13 protein-coding genes and 1 tRNA gene are annotated in these 13972 nt (G+C 59.6%); 11 read left to right on the top strand and 3 right to left on the bottom strand.

All coding sequences use genetic code 11. The annotated features are described in order from the left end of the window. Positions 1 to 3: 3 nt before the first annotated feature. Positions 4 to 318: a PepSY domain-containing protein gene (locus ACRQ1B_RS01815; protein ID WP_432291963.1), complete on the bottom strand. Its 315-nt coding sequence runs from the start codon at positions 316 to 318 to the stop codon at positions 4 to 6. A gap of 132 nt (positions 319 to 450) precedes the next feature. Here ACRQ1B_RS01815 and ACRQ1B_RS01810 point away from each other — a divergent pair, with 132 nt between their 5' ends. Next, on the top strand, positions 451 to 750 hold the full coding sequence (locus tag ACRQ1B_RS01810) for a PepSY domain-containing protein (protein ID WP_432291962.1): 300 nt from the start codon (positions 451 to 453) through the stop codon (positions 748 to 750). Between the two features lie 87 nt (positions 751 to 837). Continuing rightward, positions 838 to 1830 (top strand): alpha/beta fold hydrolase, encoded by a 993-nt coding sequence (locus tag ACRQ1B_RS01805; protein ID WP_432291961.1) that lies wholly within the window; start codon positions 838 to 840, stop codon positions 1828 to 1830. A 9-nt stretch (positions 1831 to 1839) separates the two neighbouring features. Here the strand turns inward: ACRQ1B_RS01805 and hisN are convergent, their stop codons facing one another. Together hisN and ACRQ1B_RS01795 are read right to left on the bottom strand one after the other, a co-directional pair. After that, positions 1840 to 2613, bottom strand: a complete 774-nt coding sequence (hisN, locus tag ACRQ1B_RS01800; protein ID WP_432293789.1) for a histidinol-phosphatase — start codon at positions 2611 to 2613, stop codon at positions 1840 to 1842. Positions 2614 to 2895: 282 nt separating this feature from the next. After that, the gene (locus ACRQ1B_RS01795; RefSeq protein WP_432291960.1) at positions 2896 to 3780 is read right to left on the bottom strand and encodes an N-formylglutamate amidohydrolase; all 885 of its coding nucleotides are present in this window, start codon (positions 3778 to 3780) and stop codon (positions 2896 to 2898) included. A gap of 201 nt (positions 3781 to 3981) precedes the next feature. On the opposite strand from ACRQ1B_RS01795, the gene cpdR1 reads away from it, so the two are divergent. From cpdR1 to ACRQ1B_RS01750, 9 genes are all read left to right on the top strand, one after another. Next, a complete protein-coding gene (gene cpdR1, locus ACRQ1B_RS01790; RefSeq protein ID WP_112728645.1) occupies positions 3982 to 4344 on the top strand; it encodes a response regulator CpdR1 in 363 nt (120 codons plus the stop codon). 102 nt (positions 4345 to 4446) lie between these two features. Further along, positions 4447 to 4521: transfer RNA gene (locus ACRQ1B_RS01785), tRNA-Val, on the top strand. A 195-nt stretch (positions 4522 to 4716) separates the two neighbouring features. Further along, positions 4717 to 5628 (top strand): LysR family transcriptional regulator, encoded by a 912-nt coding sequence (locus ACRQ1B_RS01780; RefSeq protein WP_432291959.1) that lies wholly within the window; start codon positions 4717 to 4719, stop codon positions 5626 to 5628. Between the two features lie 101 nt (positions 5629 to 5729). Continuing rightward, complete coding sequence (locus ACRQ1B_RS01775) at positions 5730 to 6122, top strand: DUF6331 family protein (RefSeq protein WP_432291958.1); 393 nt, start codon at positions 5730 to 5732, stop codon at positions 6120 to 6122. A 161-nt stretch (positions 6123 to 6283) separates the two neighbouring features. Continuing rightward, complete coding sequence (locus ACRQ1B_RS01770; RefSeq protein WP_432291957.1) at positions 6284 to 6694, top strand: DoxX family protein; 411 nt, start codon at positions 6284 to 6286, stop codon at positions 6692 to 6694. A gap of 68 nt (positions 6695 to 6762) precedes the next feature. Next, the gene (locus ACRQ1B_RS01765) at positions 6763 to 7725 is read left to right on the top strand and encodes a glutathione S-transferase family protein (RefSeq protein ID WP_432291956.1); all 963 of its coding nucleotides are present in this window, start codon (positions 6763 to 6765) and stop codon (positions 7723 to 7725) included. 185 nt (positions 7726 to 7910) lie between these two features. Then, positions 7911 to 11267 carry a transglutaminase family protein gene (locus ACRQ1B_RS01760; RefSeq protein ID WP_432291955.1) on the top strand — a complete coding sequence of 1119 codons (3357 nt, stop codon included), beginning with the start codon at positions 7911 to 7913 and terminating at the stop codon, positions 11265 to 11267. Between the two features lie 41 nt (positions 11268 to 11308). Then, positions 11309 to 11461 carry a hypothetical protein gene (locus ACRQ1B_RS01755; protein ID WP_432291954.1) on the top strand — a complete coding sequence of 51 codons (153 nt, stop codon included), beginning with the start codon at positions 11309 to 11311 and terminating at the stop codon, positions 11459 to 11461. 82 nt (positions 11462 to 11543) lie between these two features. Continuing rightward, complete coding sequence (locus tag ACRQ1B_RS01750) at positions 11544 to 13958, top strand: circularly permuted type 2 ATP-grasp protein (RefSeq protein ID WP_432291953.1); 2415 nt, start codon at positions 11544 to 11546, stop codon at positions 13956 to 13958. Positions 13959 to 13972 lie beyond the last annotated feature (14 nt).

The following is a 13972-nucleotide window of genomic DNA, read 5'->3' as shown; positions in this document are numbered from 1 at the left end:
GCCTCAATCATCGTCATCATCGTCGACATCGAGAATGCGGCCATCCTTCGCATCCATCTCGATTTCGTAAAGCCGGCCATTCGCCTGCAGCACCTTGAACTCATAAATGAAACGATCGTCGTCCTCATCCAGTTCGACGCGAATGATATCGCCCGGATAGGAGGCACGCAGTTTTTCCTGCAGCACGGAAAGCGGCAGCACGTCGCCGCGCTTCACCGCATCGCGCAGCTTGTCCAGATCGCGCGCAACACCGACCGCCGGAGCGGTCAGAAGCAGCGCGGAGACGAGCGACGCTTTTATAAGGACATGGTTCAACATGGAGGCAAAACTAACGTTCCCAAACTGAAATTTGGCTGACACGGGCCGTCAGTTATCGATCAGTGGCCGTGACTTAGGGTGGCTTCATCGGCAGGGCAATGGTGCCCGCCATAGACGCCAAGGAGACCACCCATGAAAAAGCTCGTTCTCGCCGCCGCTGTTGCCGCCACCACGCTCACCGCTTTCGCGCCGCTCTCCATCGCCCATGCAGACGACCGCGATGACCGCCGCTGCGGCAATGTCCAGCTCGACAAGTGGATGAGCGAAGCCCAGATGCGCGACCGCGCCACCGGCATGGGCATTGAGGTGCGCGACATCGATATCGATGACGGCTGCTACGAAGTGTCGGGCCGCAACAAGGATGGCCGCAGCATCGAGGTAAAATTCCACCCGGAAACCGGCGAGCAGGTTTCGATCGACAGCGACGATTAATTTTTTGCCAACGGGCACCGGCAACGGCTGGTGCCCGAAACCACTTTCCCCTTGACGACAAAAACATTCCGCCTATCGCTTGTCTTCATGAGCGAAGCAGAAACCACCACGCCCGACATCCTGCGGTCGACGCCTGACAATCCGGTGCCGCCCAACCATTTTGCCGGTTTTTTCACCGGCCATCGCGGCGCAAAGCTGCGCTACGCCGTATTCCGCTCCGACATTTCGCCGGCACGCGGCACGATCGTGCTTCTGCACGGCCGCAGCGAATCCATCGAGAAATATTACGAGACGATCCGCGATTTCAACGCCATGGGCCTGTGGGTGGCGACCTATGACCTGCGCGGACAGGGTGGATCCGACCGCCTGCTGAAAAAGCCGAAAAAAGGCCATCTGCGCCGTTTTTCAGATTACGAGCATGATCTGGACTTGTTTCTGGAACAGATCGTTCTGCCCGATACCCGCCTGCCCTTTTTCCTCGTCGCACATTCCACCGGCGCACTGATCGCGCTTGGCGCCGCCCCGCGGCTGACCAACCGCATCGACCGCATGGCGCTGGCAGCCCCCTTCGTCGGCCTCACCGGTCAGGCCCTGTCGGAAGGGCTCATCCGTCTTGTCGCCGGATCGCTCACCAATATCGGGCTTGGCCAGTTATCGGCCGGCAAGGACCAGAACAACCGGCCCTTTGCCGGCAATCCGCTGACATCGGATCCCAAACGCTTTGCCCGCAATGGCGCGATCGGCAAGACTTTTCCCGAGTTGGAAATCGGCCCGCCAACCATGCGCTGGCTGAAGGAAACGCTGAAGGCGGGTCGCCGCATCGCGTCACAGGCGCATCTCACCAATATCACCATTCCGACGCTGGTTTTGGCGCCGATGCGCGACGGCATCGTGCCCTATGCAAAACAGGAGGAATTGGCCCGCAATTTTCGCGCCGGCCAGTTGGTGAACATCATCGGCGGACGCCACGAACTGTTTTCAGAGGACGATGTCTATCGCGCCCAGGCGCTCGCGGCGATAGAGGCCTTTATTCCCGGCAGCGACGCCGCGCCGATCACCTCTGACGACGCAGCCGCCTGATTGGAAAGCTCAGGGGGTGAGCAGCGCCAGCGCCTCTTCATAAACGGCACGGCTGCCGGCGGCGATGATATTGCCGCCCTCTTCCGGCCGTCCGCCGTCCCATGTGGTGATGATGCCGCCCGCCTGTTCGATGATCGGGATCAACGCGCCGACATCATAAGGTTTCAGGCTGTTTTCGACGACGAGATCGATATGGCCGCCGGCCAGCAGCGTATAGGCATAACAATCGGTGCCGTAGCGGAACAGCCGCACCTTTTCCTCAACCGATTGATAGGCAGAAAGATCGGCCCCCTCAAAAATATGCGGCGAGGTGGTGAACAGGATCGCATTCGACAGCGAACCGCAATCGCGGGTGCGAACCTGATGTTCGCCATCCGGGCCGCGATACCACGATTTTTGACCATCGGCGAAATATCGCTCCCCAGTAAACGGCTGATCCATCATGCCCATCGTGGCGCGACCGTTCGAGCGCAAGCCGATCAGCGTGCCCCAGGTGGGCAAGCCGGAAATGAAGGCACGCGTGCCATCAATCGGATCGATCACCCAGACATGTTCGCGATCCAGCCCGATGTTTTCGTGCTCCTCGCCCAGAATGCCGTGCTCCGGAAATGTTTGGGTGATCAACGCCCGGATGGCGGTTTCGGCGGCACGGTCACCTTCCGTCACCGGATCGAACCCGCCGGCAAGCTTGTTGGTAATGGGCGTGCCGGTGCGAAAGCGTGGCAGCGTTTCTGCCTTGGCCGCATCGGCCAGCCTGTCGAAGAACGAACGATCTGGAAGCATGGTCACCCCGAAATTTCTTGTGCCGCCCATAGACCACAGTTTTCTGCGCAGGCCAATCGGGGCAGACCCAATAGGCAAATGCACATATTTTACGCATGTTAAAATCATGCTTGACGATTGTGCAGTGCGGGGGTAACTTTCTCCTTGCAGTCTTCGGACTGTAATACCCTCCTTGGGTGTTTCCTCCCTAGACTTGACCGCGCCTCGAGCGCGGTTTTTTTTGGTCGCAGAGAGCCGTCGCCTCACCGGGAAGCGTTTTAAAATTCCAGGAATTGAGAAGGATTATTCTGCAGCCAAAGCCGAATCAGGACCAAACTCGGCGGCATATTCCGCCATAGACCCCATGAACTCAGTCAGAGCGCGCGCCAGATCATCGAAATCGGGCCGCTTCCGCAGCGTCACCTCGTCGATATAAAGCGCGCGATTGATCTCGATCTGCAGCGCATGCAGGCCGCGCACCGGCCGGCCGTAATGTTCAGTGATGAAGCCGCCGGCATAAGGTTTGTTGCGCACCGCCGTAAAACCGAGACCTTCCAGAAAATACATCGCCGCGCGAGACAGTTCGGCGGCGGCGCTGGTGCCATAACGATCGCCAATGATGAAATCCGGGCGGATATCGGAACCCGACAGGCGGATATTGCCGGGCATGGAATGGCAGTCGATCAGCACCGACATTCCGAACGTCGCATGCGTGCGGGCAATCAGCCGGCGCAGGCAGGCATGATAGGGCTTGTAGATCGTCTCGATGCGCGAAAGCCCCTCCTCGACACTGAGGCGGCGACGATAAATCTCCATGTTTTCGGCCACGATGCGCGGAATGGTGCCGAGCCCGCCGGCCACCCGCATGGAGCCGATATTGACGTATGGCGGCAGCGCACCATCGAACATGCGCGGATCGAGCTCGTAAGGCTCGCGGTTCACATCGAGATAGGCGCGCGGAAAATGCGCAAGAAGCAGCGGCGCACCGAGATTGGGCGCATGCGCAAAAAGTTCATCGACATAATGGTCTTCGGAGCGCCTGATCCCCATCTCGTCGAGGCGCGACTCACTCAGGAACTGGGCCGGATAATGTCGGCCGCTATGGGGCGAATTGAAGACGAATGGGATGGTCTGCGACGTGGGCTCCCTCACCTCGAATAGGTCGATCTCGCCCGTCACTCCGCCCATCCGCCTTATCCGAAGCCGCCTTTACCATATTGGTAACTTGTTCGTAACGTCATGTTGCCAGTTGCCAGCGGTGAAGTCCATACTATGTAATGACCCACCATTGGCACTCTACATGCCTTCACCGGTTCTTTACCGCGAAACGGCTAATGTAGGACAAACAGCCAAGTTTTAAACACGACCCACTGACGGTTTTTCAAGACGATGCAAAAAATCCTTCTCGCTGAAGACGATAACGACATGCGCCGCTTCCTCGTGAAGGCGCTTGAAAAGGCCGGCTATAAAGTGTCGTCCTTCGACAACGGTGCCAGCGCCTACGACCGCCTGCGCGAAGAACCCTTCTCGCTGCTTCTGACCGACATCGTGATGCCGGAAATGGATGGCATCGAACTTGCCCGCCGCGCCACCGAACTCGACCCGGATCTGAAAGTGATGTTCATCACCGGCTTTGCTGCCGTTGCGCTGAACGCGGATTCGAAGGCTCCGAAGGACGCAAAAGTCCTGTCCAAACCCTTCCATCTGCGTGACCTTGTGGAAGAAGTGAACAAGATGCTGGATGCCGCCTGAGGCGAAAAGCTTGTGTCACAAGGGGTTTGAAAAAACTTCAAAAAATCGACACAAAACCAATTGACGGCGGCAAGGCCATGTGGTTTATGCCGCCTCACGGAAGGGCGTGTAGCTCAGCGGGAGAGCACTACGTTGACATCGTAGGGGTCACAGGTTCAATCCCTGTCACGCCCACCATCCAGTTTCAAAAGGCCTTGGCGAATAAGATCGCCGAGGCCTTTTTGATTTGCAGCTGACCTCAGCCAAATATCACTTCACACACTGATTCATCTCGCTCGCTCAGGTCCGGCAAAAAACACGCCAAAATCTTGAAAGCACTTTGGGCTTGGGTACTAAGATACTCGAGAAAACAGGTCATAAGAGAGCACCCCAATGCACAGGCTCGATTGCGACAGGATGTTCGTGGCAGTAGCGGAAAACGGTAGTTTTGCCGCCGCAGCCAGTCGTCTTGGCACCAGTACCGGACAGGCCTCAAAACTGGTCTCGCGGCTGGAGGCGGAGCTTGGCGTGCAGCTTCTTTCCCGCACCACCCGCGCCCTGTCACTCACCGAAGCCGGGCGTGGTTATCTGGAAGGCATCAAGCCGCTTCTCGATGATTACGATGCGCTCGATACCGTCACGCGGCATGCCTCCGGCGCGCCCTCTGGACGCCTGAGGATCAGCGCGCCGATCACCTTCGGCACCGCTCAGCTGACACCAATCTTAATAGACTTTTCCAAACAATACAGCGACATACAGCTGGATGTTAATTTTTCTGATCGAAACGTTAATCTGGTGGATGAAGGTTTTGACGCGGCCATCCGCGTCGGCAAGCCAATGGACAGCAGCCTGATCGCGCGAAAACTCTGCGACAGCCGCGTCGTCGTGGCCGCCTCCCCCGGATATCTGGCCGCCCGCGGCACACCCAAAACGCCGGCCGAACTGGAAGGCCATGACTGCATCATCGACACCAATTTTCGAGAACCCTATCGCTGGCAGTTTGCTCGCGCCGATGGCGGCACGGACACGGTGATGATGAAGGGCCGACTGCAATTTTCCAATGCCGAGGCCTGCCTTGCCGCCACGCTTGCCGGTTTCGGCATTGCCCGTCTTCCGAGCTTTATCGCCGGCCCCTGCCTGCGCGACGGACGGCTGACGCTGCTTCTCTCCGAGCGCGGTTACGACGACTTTGGCATCTATGCGCTTTATCCACCGGGCCGGCATCTGGCGCTAAAGGTGCGGGTGCTTGTGGATTTTCTGACCGCCGCATTCAGGGGGCGGCCGGATTGGGACAAGGGGTGGTAGGTGAGGAGCCCTGCTCTGCAGCGGGCGAATTGGATATGCCATGAAGGATGATGGTTTGCGGCCCATTGCGGACTTTCAGCAGCGCGTGCAATGTACAAATTATGATTGAAATTACTTTCCCGCCATACATAGAGGCGCTCTGCAAAAGCTGCGAAACCATTTGTGAGAAGGAATGCTGCGGCATCCGCGCATTCAGTTTTTCTCCCTTCAATATCATCTATCACCTGACCAAGATCAACGCGTGCATCCGTGATGAAGATGTCGCTGAAATCCGGTCCGGAATGGCTGAAATTGTCAAGAACCTTGGTGGTTTGGAGCACTCCGAAAAGGTGGTCATGGCAGAGTTCAACGCGATCCTTACCGTAGAGCAGGTAATTTCTCTATTCGCTCTGATTGACGCCGCGCTTTCTGAAGGCCGTGCAATCTACGAAATTCACGAAAAATGGATCGACCAGAGCGATCAGAATTTCTCACGCATCATCGACCTACCCTAATAATCGCAATTGGCGCTTTCAGCGATACGAAGCTACTTGCATTTCGGATGCTCCAATTCCTTCCAAATCGGAAACAATTATTCTCATCTTAACCGGATAATCAGCCATGCGGAAACGATGCATAAACACGGCATCATTGTTTCCAAGCAAGGCATCCGCTCATGACTGACACCCGCACGGCCCCATACGCCGCCCTCATTCTCCGTCTCAGCCTCGGCATCCTGTTTCTCGCCCATGCCGGCCTGAAGATTTTTGTCTTTACCCCGGCCGGCACGGCCAGCTTCTTCTCCTCGCTCGGCCTTCCCGGCTGGCTTGCCTATGTCACCATCGCTTGGGAACTGATCGGCGCCGTCGCGCTCATCCTCGGCGTCTTGCCGCGTCTCGCCGCCATCGCCATGATCCCGGTTCTGCTCGGCGCCATCGTCACCGTGCATGGTCCGGCCGGTTTCTTCTTCAACAACCCGAATGGCGGCTGGGAATTCCTCGCTTTCTGGATCGTCGGCCTTCTGGCGCTCGCCCTGATCGGTGATGGTCCTTACGCGCTCCGCCCCACCCCAACCGGCAAGCGTTAAAAGACAAGACGGCAGGGTTTCGCGTGATACCCTGCCGTCACCCGCAGACAGCAGCAGGACTATAAAAAATGCTCGTGGATGGAAAATGGACGGCCGAGTGGCATCCGGTTCAGGCAACAGACGCCAAGGGCGGTTTCGTGCGGCAGGTCTCCGGTTTCCGCAACTGGGTGACGCCGGATGGTTCCGCCGGCCCGACCGGCGAGGCCGGATTCAAGGCGGAAAAGGACCGTTACCATCTTTATGTCGCACTGATCTGCCCCTGGGCCTCGCGCACGCTGATCGGCCGTAAGCTGAAGAAGCTGGAAGACGTCATTTCCGTCTCCGTCGTCGAGCCAAAACTGTCGGACGAAGGCTGGCGGTTCGGCACCTATCCGGGCGCGAGCGAGGACAGGCTCAACGGCGCCACCTACATGCACGAAATCTACACGATGGCCGATCCGCATTATACCGGCCGCGCAACCGTGCCCGTTCTCTGGGACAAGAAAAACAAGACGATCGTCAACAACGAATCCGCCGACATTTTGAGAATGCTCAACAGCGGTTTCGGCACGCTGGCGGATGACTCGATCGACCTTTACCCGGTTGATATCGCCGACGACATCGACGCGCTGGCCGAGGCTTTTTATCCAAAGCTCAACAATGGCGTTTACCGCGCCGGTTTTGCCACCACGCAGGGCGCTTATGAGGAAGCCTTCGCCGACGTGTTTTCCATGCTCGACACGCTGGAAGCACGGCTTTCCGACGGCAGAAACTTCCTGTTCGGCGACCGTGTGACGGCGGCCGATGTGCGTCTTTTCGTGACCTTGATCCGGTTCGACGCCGCCTATCACGGCATCTTCAAATGCAACCTGCGCCGCATTGTCGATTACCCGTTCCTGCAGGCCTATATGATCCGCGTTCTGGCCCTGCCCGGCGTGCGCGAAACGGTCGATATCGACCATATCAAGCAGGGTTATTATTCGATCAAGGCGCTCAATCCGAACGGCATCGTGCCGGTTGGCCCGAGCCTTCCCGGCATAACCGACCTGTGATGAAGCCGCATGCAGGGTGGCCTTGCCGCCCTGCGCGCATCTCTTGCCCATCGACGCTCCGCAGCGCGTCGAAACCGCCTTGCATTCTCTCCCCGCATTGCACAAACTCGCATCAACGAAGATGTGACCAGCCCATGTGAACGAGGCTGGGCAAGGGGCGCCCGCGAAGGGCTTTAAGGGGAACGATGTCGATCAAGGCAAGCGTCTACCATCTCACCCATTATATCTATGACAAGCCGGTGCGGCTCGGGCCACAGATCATAAGGCTCAAACCGGCCGCCCATTCGCGCACGAAAGTGCTGTCGCATTCGCTGAAGGTGACGCCGGAAAACCACTTCGTGAACCTGCAGCAGGATCCGTATGGCAATTATCTCGCCCGTTTCGTGTTTCCCGAACCGGTCAGCGAATTCAAGATCGAGGTCGATCTGATCGCCGACATGACGGTGTATAATCCCTTCGACTTCTTCGTTGAGGAAGAGGCCACCAAATGGCCATTCCGCTATCCTGACGAATTGGCCGAAGACCTGTCGATCTACATGATCCCGGAACCGCCCGGCCCGGCGCTGATCGATTACCTGAAAAATTTCGACCTCTCGCCCAACCAGCCGACCGTCGATATGGTGGTCGGCATCAATGCACGCCTGCAGCAGGCTATCGGTTACGTGATCCGCATGGAACCGGGCGTGCAGACGCCGGAAGAGACGCTCGTCTCCGCCATGGGGTCGTGCCGCGATACGTCGTGGCTCCTGGTGCAGATTCTGCGAAACCTTGGTTTCGCTACCCGCTTCGTCTCGGGGTATCTGATCCAGCTGACACCGGACTTGAAGGCACTTGATGGCCCCTCCGGCACCGAGGTGGATTTCACCGATCTGCATGCCTGGTGCGAAGTCTATCTTCCCGGCGCCGGCTGGGTTGGCCTTGACCCGACCTCGGGCCTTCTGACCGGCGAAAGCCATATTCCGCTCGCGGCCACCCCGCATTACAGCAATGCCGCGCCGATCTCCGGCGGTTATTTCGGCGAAGCGAACACCGCGTTCGATTTCGCCATGAACGTCACCCGCGTCGCCGAACATCCGCGCATCACCAAACCGTTTTCCGATGAAAGCTGGGAAGCGCTCAATGCGCTTGGCGAACAGGTGGACCGCGTGCTGGAGGCGCAGGACGTGCGCCTCACCATGGGTGGCGAGCCGACCTTCGTATCCATCGACGATTTCGAATCGGACGAATGGAACACAGGCGCGGTCGGCCCCACCAAGCGCGAAAAGGCCGATGTGCTGATCCGTCGCCTGCGCGAAAAATTCGCGCCCGGCGGTTTCCTGCATTACGGCCAGGGCAAATGGTATCCCGGCGAAAGCCTGCCACGCTGGACGTTTTCGCTCTACTGGCGCAAGGACGGCAAGCCGATCTGGCAGAACCCCGATCTGGTGGCGCAGGAAGGCGGCGATTACGGCGTCAGCGAAAGTGATTCGCAAAACTTTCTCACCGCCCTTGCCTCCGAGCTCGGCATCGAGCCCGACATGGTCGTCCCGGCCTATGAGGATCCCGCCGAATGGATCATCAAGGAAAGCTCGCTGCCCGAAAATGTCGATCCCTCTAATTCACAACTGAAGAACCCGGAGGAGCGCAACCGCATCGCCCGCGTGTTCGAACGAGGTCTCACCAAACCGACCGGCCATGTTCTGCCGGTGCAGGCATGGAATGCCCATGCCAGCGGCGCACCGCAAACCCGGCGCTGGATCAGCGAAAAATGGAGCACACGACGCGGCAAGATTTTTCTTGTGCCCGGCGACAGCCCCGTCGGTTATCGCCTGCCGCTTGGCACACTGCCCTTCATTCCGGCCTCGCAATTTCCCTATATCCACGAGGCCGATCCCTCCATTCCCCGCGCGCCCCTGCCTGAAGCCATCGTACCGATCGGCCATGCGGGCGGTCAGGGCCGGGCCATGCCGGAATCCTCTTTCACCGCCAGTGATCCGGCCAATCTCGGACGCGTCGAACAAACGCTGAGCGAGATCCACGGTGCGGTGCGCACTGCCATTTCCGTCGAGCCGCGCGATGGCAGGCTCTGCGTGTTCATGCCGCCGGTGGAAAAGATCGAGGATTATCTCGAACTGATCGCTGCTGCCGAAAACGCTGCCGCAGAACTCGGCCTGCCGGTCCATATCGAAGGGTATGCGCCGCCGCATGACGAGCGCATCAATCTCATCCGCGTCGCGCCCGATCCGGGCGTCATCGAGGTCAACATCCATCCGGCCGCCAGCTGGAAGGAAACCGTCGACATCACCACGGCCATCTACGAGGAGGCCCGCCAGACGCGGCTGGGTGCCGACAAGTTCATGATCGATGGCCGCCACACCGGCACCGGCGGCGGCAACCATGTCGTGGTCGGCGGCGCCAATCCGGCCGACAGCCCGTTCCTGCGCCGCCCGGACCTTCTGAAAAGCATCGTGCTGCACTGGCAGCGCCACCCGTCGCTGTCCTATCTGTTTTCCGGCCTGTTCATCGGCCCGACCTCACAGGCCCCGCGCATCGACGAGGCACGACACGATTCCATGTACGAACTGGAAATCGCGCTGGCGCAGGTGCCCGTCCCCGGCCAGGGCCAGCCGCCATTGCCATGGCTGGTCGACCGCCTTTTCCGCAACCTTCTGACCGACGTCACCGGCAATACCCACCGTTCGGAAATCTGCATCGACAAGCTGTTTTCGCCGGATGGCCCGACCGGTCGTCTCGGCCTTGTCGAATTCCGCGGTTTCGAAATGCCGCCGAATGCGCGCATGTCGCTCGCCCAGCAATTGCTGGTGCGGGCGCTGATCGCCCGCTTCTGGAAAAACCCGGTGCAGGGAAAATTCGTGCGCTGGGGCACGGCACTCGCCGATCGTTTCATGCTGTCCCATTACGTCTGGGCCGATTTCATGGACGTTTTGCAGGACCTGCGCGAAAACGGTTTCGATCTGCGCCCCGAATGGTTCGCCGCCCAACTGGAATTCCGCTTCCCCTTCTTTGGCGAGGTGGAGCAGCAGGGCGCCAAGCTGGAACTGCGCCAGGCGCTGGAACCATGGCATGTGATGGGCGAACAGGGCGCGATCGGCGGCACGGTGCGGTTTGTCGATAGTTCGGTCGAACGCCTGCAGGTGCGGCTCGAAACCGGCAACCCGGAGCGTTACACCGTTGCCTGCAACGGCCGCGCCGTGCCGCTGAAGGCAACCGACACCTCCGGCACCTCTGTCGCGGGCGTGCGTTTCAAGGCTTGGCAGCCGAGGTCCGGTCTGCATCCGATGCTGCCGGTTAACACGCCGCTTACATTCGACATCTATGATACATGGTCTGGCCGATCGATCGGCGGCTGCAGATATCATGTTGCCCATCCGGGCGGGCGCAATTATGAAACCTTCCCGGTCAACGGCAACGAGGCGGAGGCACGCCGGCTCGCGCGGTTCGAACCTTGGGGGCATACGGCCGGGCAATATACGCTGATGGCCGAAACGCCCTCGCCCGAATTTCCGCTGACGCTCGATCTGCGCCGGCCTCTTGGAGCATAACGACACTTTAGGGTCAAAACTCAATCAGGATAGTGGTTCTGTTGGCGATGCTGGGATTGAATGGAAGCAAGCAAGCGCAAGGCAAGACCGACTGGTCTTGTCGAGCATTGCTTGCGATCAGGCGGCCCATCATCGCCAATCCTTTGGACAAGCTGTATTTTGTGCCTGCGGGCGTCGGAAAGGTTTGCAAATGACGAGCATTTACTGCACCTCTCCTCCTACTCAGACACAAAATACAGCTTGCATAACCACTATCCTGATTGAGTTTTGACCCTAATGTCCACCGGACCGGCAGCCGAACGTTTGACTGACGATGCGCGCGAAAACCAACCGGCCCTCGCCTATACGGCGCTGTCCGGCGTGGCCGATGAGATGCTGGACGGACGGGGCGAAATCCGACCGGTCTGGCGCAAGCTGATTGCCCATCTCGAGCGCATGCCGGTGCGCGAACTGCACGAACGTTTCGCCCGCGCCGACCGCTACCTGCGCGATGCCGGCGTGTTCTACCGGACCTATGACGGCAAGGACAATGGCGAGCGCAACTGGCCGATCAGCCATGTTCCCGTGATGATCGACGAGCGCGAATGGGAGAGCATTTCACGCGGCCTCGTGCAGCGCGCCGATCTGCTCGAAGCGCTGATGGCCGATATTTACGGCGATAACAGGCTGGTTAAGGACGGCATCCTGCCGCCGCCACTGATCGCCAACAACCCGGAATTTCTGCGCCCGCTGGTCGGCGTCAATCCGGTCGGCGGCCATTACCTGCATTTCTGTTCCTTCGAGATCGGACGTGGGCCGGACGGCAACTGGTGGGTTCTGGCCGACCGCACACAGGCGCCTTCAGGCGCGGGTTTTGCGCTGGAGAACCGCGTCGCCACCACCCGCGCCTTTTCCGATCTTTATGCCGAAAGCCATGTGCATCGCCTAGCCTCCTTTTTCGGCGCCTTCCGTGACGCCTTGCAGGGGCATCGGCAGAACCCGGATGAACGCATTGCCGTCCTTTCCCCCGGCCCCGCCAACGAAACCTATTTCGAACACGCCTATATTGCCCGTTATCTCGGCTTCATGCTGCTGGAGGGCGAAGACCTGACGGTGGTCAACAACCGCGTCATGGTGCGCACAGTCGCCGGCCTGAAACCGATCGGCGTGCTCTGGCGCCGCCTCGACGCTTCTTACGCCGATCCGCTGGAACTCGACCAGAACTCGCATATCGGCACCCCCGGCATGGTGCAGGCGCTGCGTTCCGGCTCGATGACGCTGGTCAACGCGCTCGGTTCCGGCATTCTGGAAACCCGCGCGCTGATGGCTTTCATGCCCACCGTCTGTCGCCGCCTGCTCGGTGAAGACCCGTTGATGCCCTCGGTGGCGACATGGTGGTGCGGCCAGAAGCCCGAGCGTGAACATGTCGCAAAAAACATCGACCGTATGGTCATCGGCCCGGCCTATTCGCGCGCACCATTCTTCGAGGACAACGGCCAGTCGGTGCGCGGCTCAGACCTGCGCAAGACCAAGGAGGATTCGCTCCGCGACTGGCTGACGAACGACGGGGCCAAACTCGTCGGGCAGGAAGTCGTGACGCTCTCGACCACACCGGTCTATGTCGATGGCAAGCTAACGCCGCGGCCGATGTCACTGCGCATCTTTGCCGCGCGCACCGAAAAGGGCTGGCAGATCATGCCGGGCGGTTTTGCGCGTATCGGCTCGGGTGACGATGTGGCGGCGATTGCCATGCAGTCCGGCGGTTCGGCCGCCGATGTCTGGATCGTCTCCGACAAGTCGGTGCCGAAACCGACACTTTTGCCGCCGGAAGAGAGCTTTACCCGCACCATGCCGGGTTCGCTGCCGAGCCGCGCCGCCGACAATCTCTATTGGCTCGGCCGTTACATCGAACGCGCCGAAGGGGCGTTGCGCATCCTGCGCGCCTGGAACGTGCGTTACGCCGAATCCGCCGATCCGAATGCACCGCTGCTGGCCGATGTCACCCGCTACATGAAGGGTCTCGACATCGACATGCCGAAGGAAGCCATTCCGGCGACGCTGATCCGCAATCTCGACAGCGCCATCTATTCCGCCAGCAATATCCGCGATCGCTTTTCGCCGGATGGATGGCTGGCCCTCACCGACCTTGCGAAGACCGCACGCCGCTTCCACGAAGTCGTCAAACCCGGCGATGATGCGGCGCACGCCACCACCATTCTTCTTCGAAAACTCGCGGGCTTTGCCGGTCTCGTGCATGAAAACATGTATCGGTTTACAGGCTGGCGTTTCCTGTCGATCGGCCGTCATCTGGAACGTGGCCTGCACATGTCCGGCCTGCTCGGCCACATGTCCGGCGCAGACGCCCCGGACGGCGCTCTCGACATGCTCTTGGAAATCGGCGACAGCGTCATGACCCACCGCCGCCGTTACAACGTGGCGACCGCGCGCCTCACCATCAACGATCTTCTCGGCCTCGACCAGCTCAATCCGCGCTCGATCCTCTTCCAGTTGCACGAGATTCGCAACGAGGTGGAACAGCTGCCCAATGCCAAGCTGAACAGCCAGATGTCACCCTTTCTGCGCGAGGCAACCCGTCTCTATTCCGGCCTTGCCGTGATGACGCCGGAAGCGATGGACGGCAAGGTCTATGAACGGCTGGAACAGGACCTCGAAAAACTGTCCGACATTTTGGGCCAGACCTACCTGCACTGATTTCCATAAGGGAG

Origin of the sequence: Endobacterium panacihumi (assembly GCF_050847465.1) — a bacterium.
GTDB classification, from domain to species: domain Bacteria; phylum Pseudomonadota; class Alphaproteobacteria; order Rhizobiales; family Rhizobiaceae; genus Neorhizobium; species Neorhizobium panacihumi.
Note: the sequence above shows the minus strand (reverse complement) of the source record. Positions and strands in the feature narration are given on the sequence as shown.

What these genes read in the sequence shown, in the direction of transcription:
- ACRQ1B_RS01815 (WP_432291963.1), bottom strand. Translation starts at nt 318, where the DNA reads ATGTTGAACCATGTCCTTATAAAAGCGTCGCTCGTCTCCGCGCTGCTT.
- ACRQ1B_RS01810 (WP_432291962.1), top strand. Translation starts at nt 451, where the DNA reads ATGAAAAAGCTCGTTCTCGCCGCCGCTGTTGCCGCCACCACGCTCACC.
- ACRQ1B_RS01805 (WP_432291961.1), top strand. Translation starts at nt 838, where the DNA reads ATGAGCGAAGCAGAAACCACCACGCCCGACATCCTGCGGTCGACGCCT.
- hisN (WP_432293789.1), bottom strand. Translation starts at nt 2,613, where the DNA reads ATGCTTCCAGATCGTTCGTTCTTCGACAGGCTGGCCGATGCGGCCAAG.
- ACRQ1B_RS01795 (WP_432291960.1), bottom strand. Translation starts at nt 3,780, where the DNA reads ATGGGCGGAGTGACGGGCGAGATCGACCTATTCGAGGTGAGGGAGCCC.
- cpdR1 (WP_112728645.1), top strand. Translation starts at nt 3,982, where the DNA reads ATGCAAAAAATCCTTCTCGCTGAAGACGATAACGACATGCGCCGCTTC.
- ACRQ1B_RS01780 (WP_432291959.1), top strand. Translation starts at nt 4,717, where the DNA reads ATGCACAGGCTCGATTGCGACAGGATGTTCGTGGCAGTAGCGGAAAAC.
- ACRQ1B_RS01775 (WP_432291958.1), top strand. Translation starts at nt 5,730, where the DNA reads ATGATTGAAATTACTTTCCCGCCATACATAGAGGCGCTCTGCAAAAGC.
- ACRQ1B_RS01770 (WP_432291957.1), top strand. Translation starts at nt 6,284, where the DNA reads ATGACTGACACCCGCACGGCCCCATACGCCGCCCTCATTCTCCGTCTC.
- ACRQ1B_RS01765 (WP_432291956.1), top strand. Translation starts at nt 6,763, where the DNA reads ATGCTCGTGGATGGAAAATGGACGGCCGAGTGGCATCCGGTTCAGGCA.
- ACRQ1B_RS01760 (WP_432291955.1), top strand. Translation starts at nt 7,911, where the DNA reads ATGTCGATCAAGGCAAGCGTCTACCATCTCACCCATTATATCTATGAC.
- ACRQ1B_RS01750 (WP_432291953.1), top strand. Translation starts at nt 11,544, where the DNA reads ATGTCCACCGGACCGGCAGCCGAACGTTTGACTGACGATGCGCGCGAA.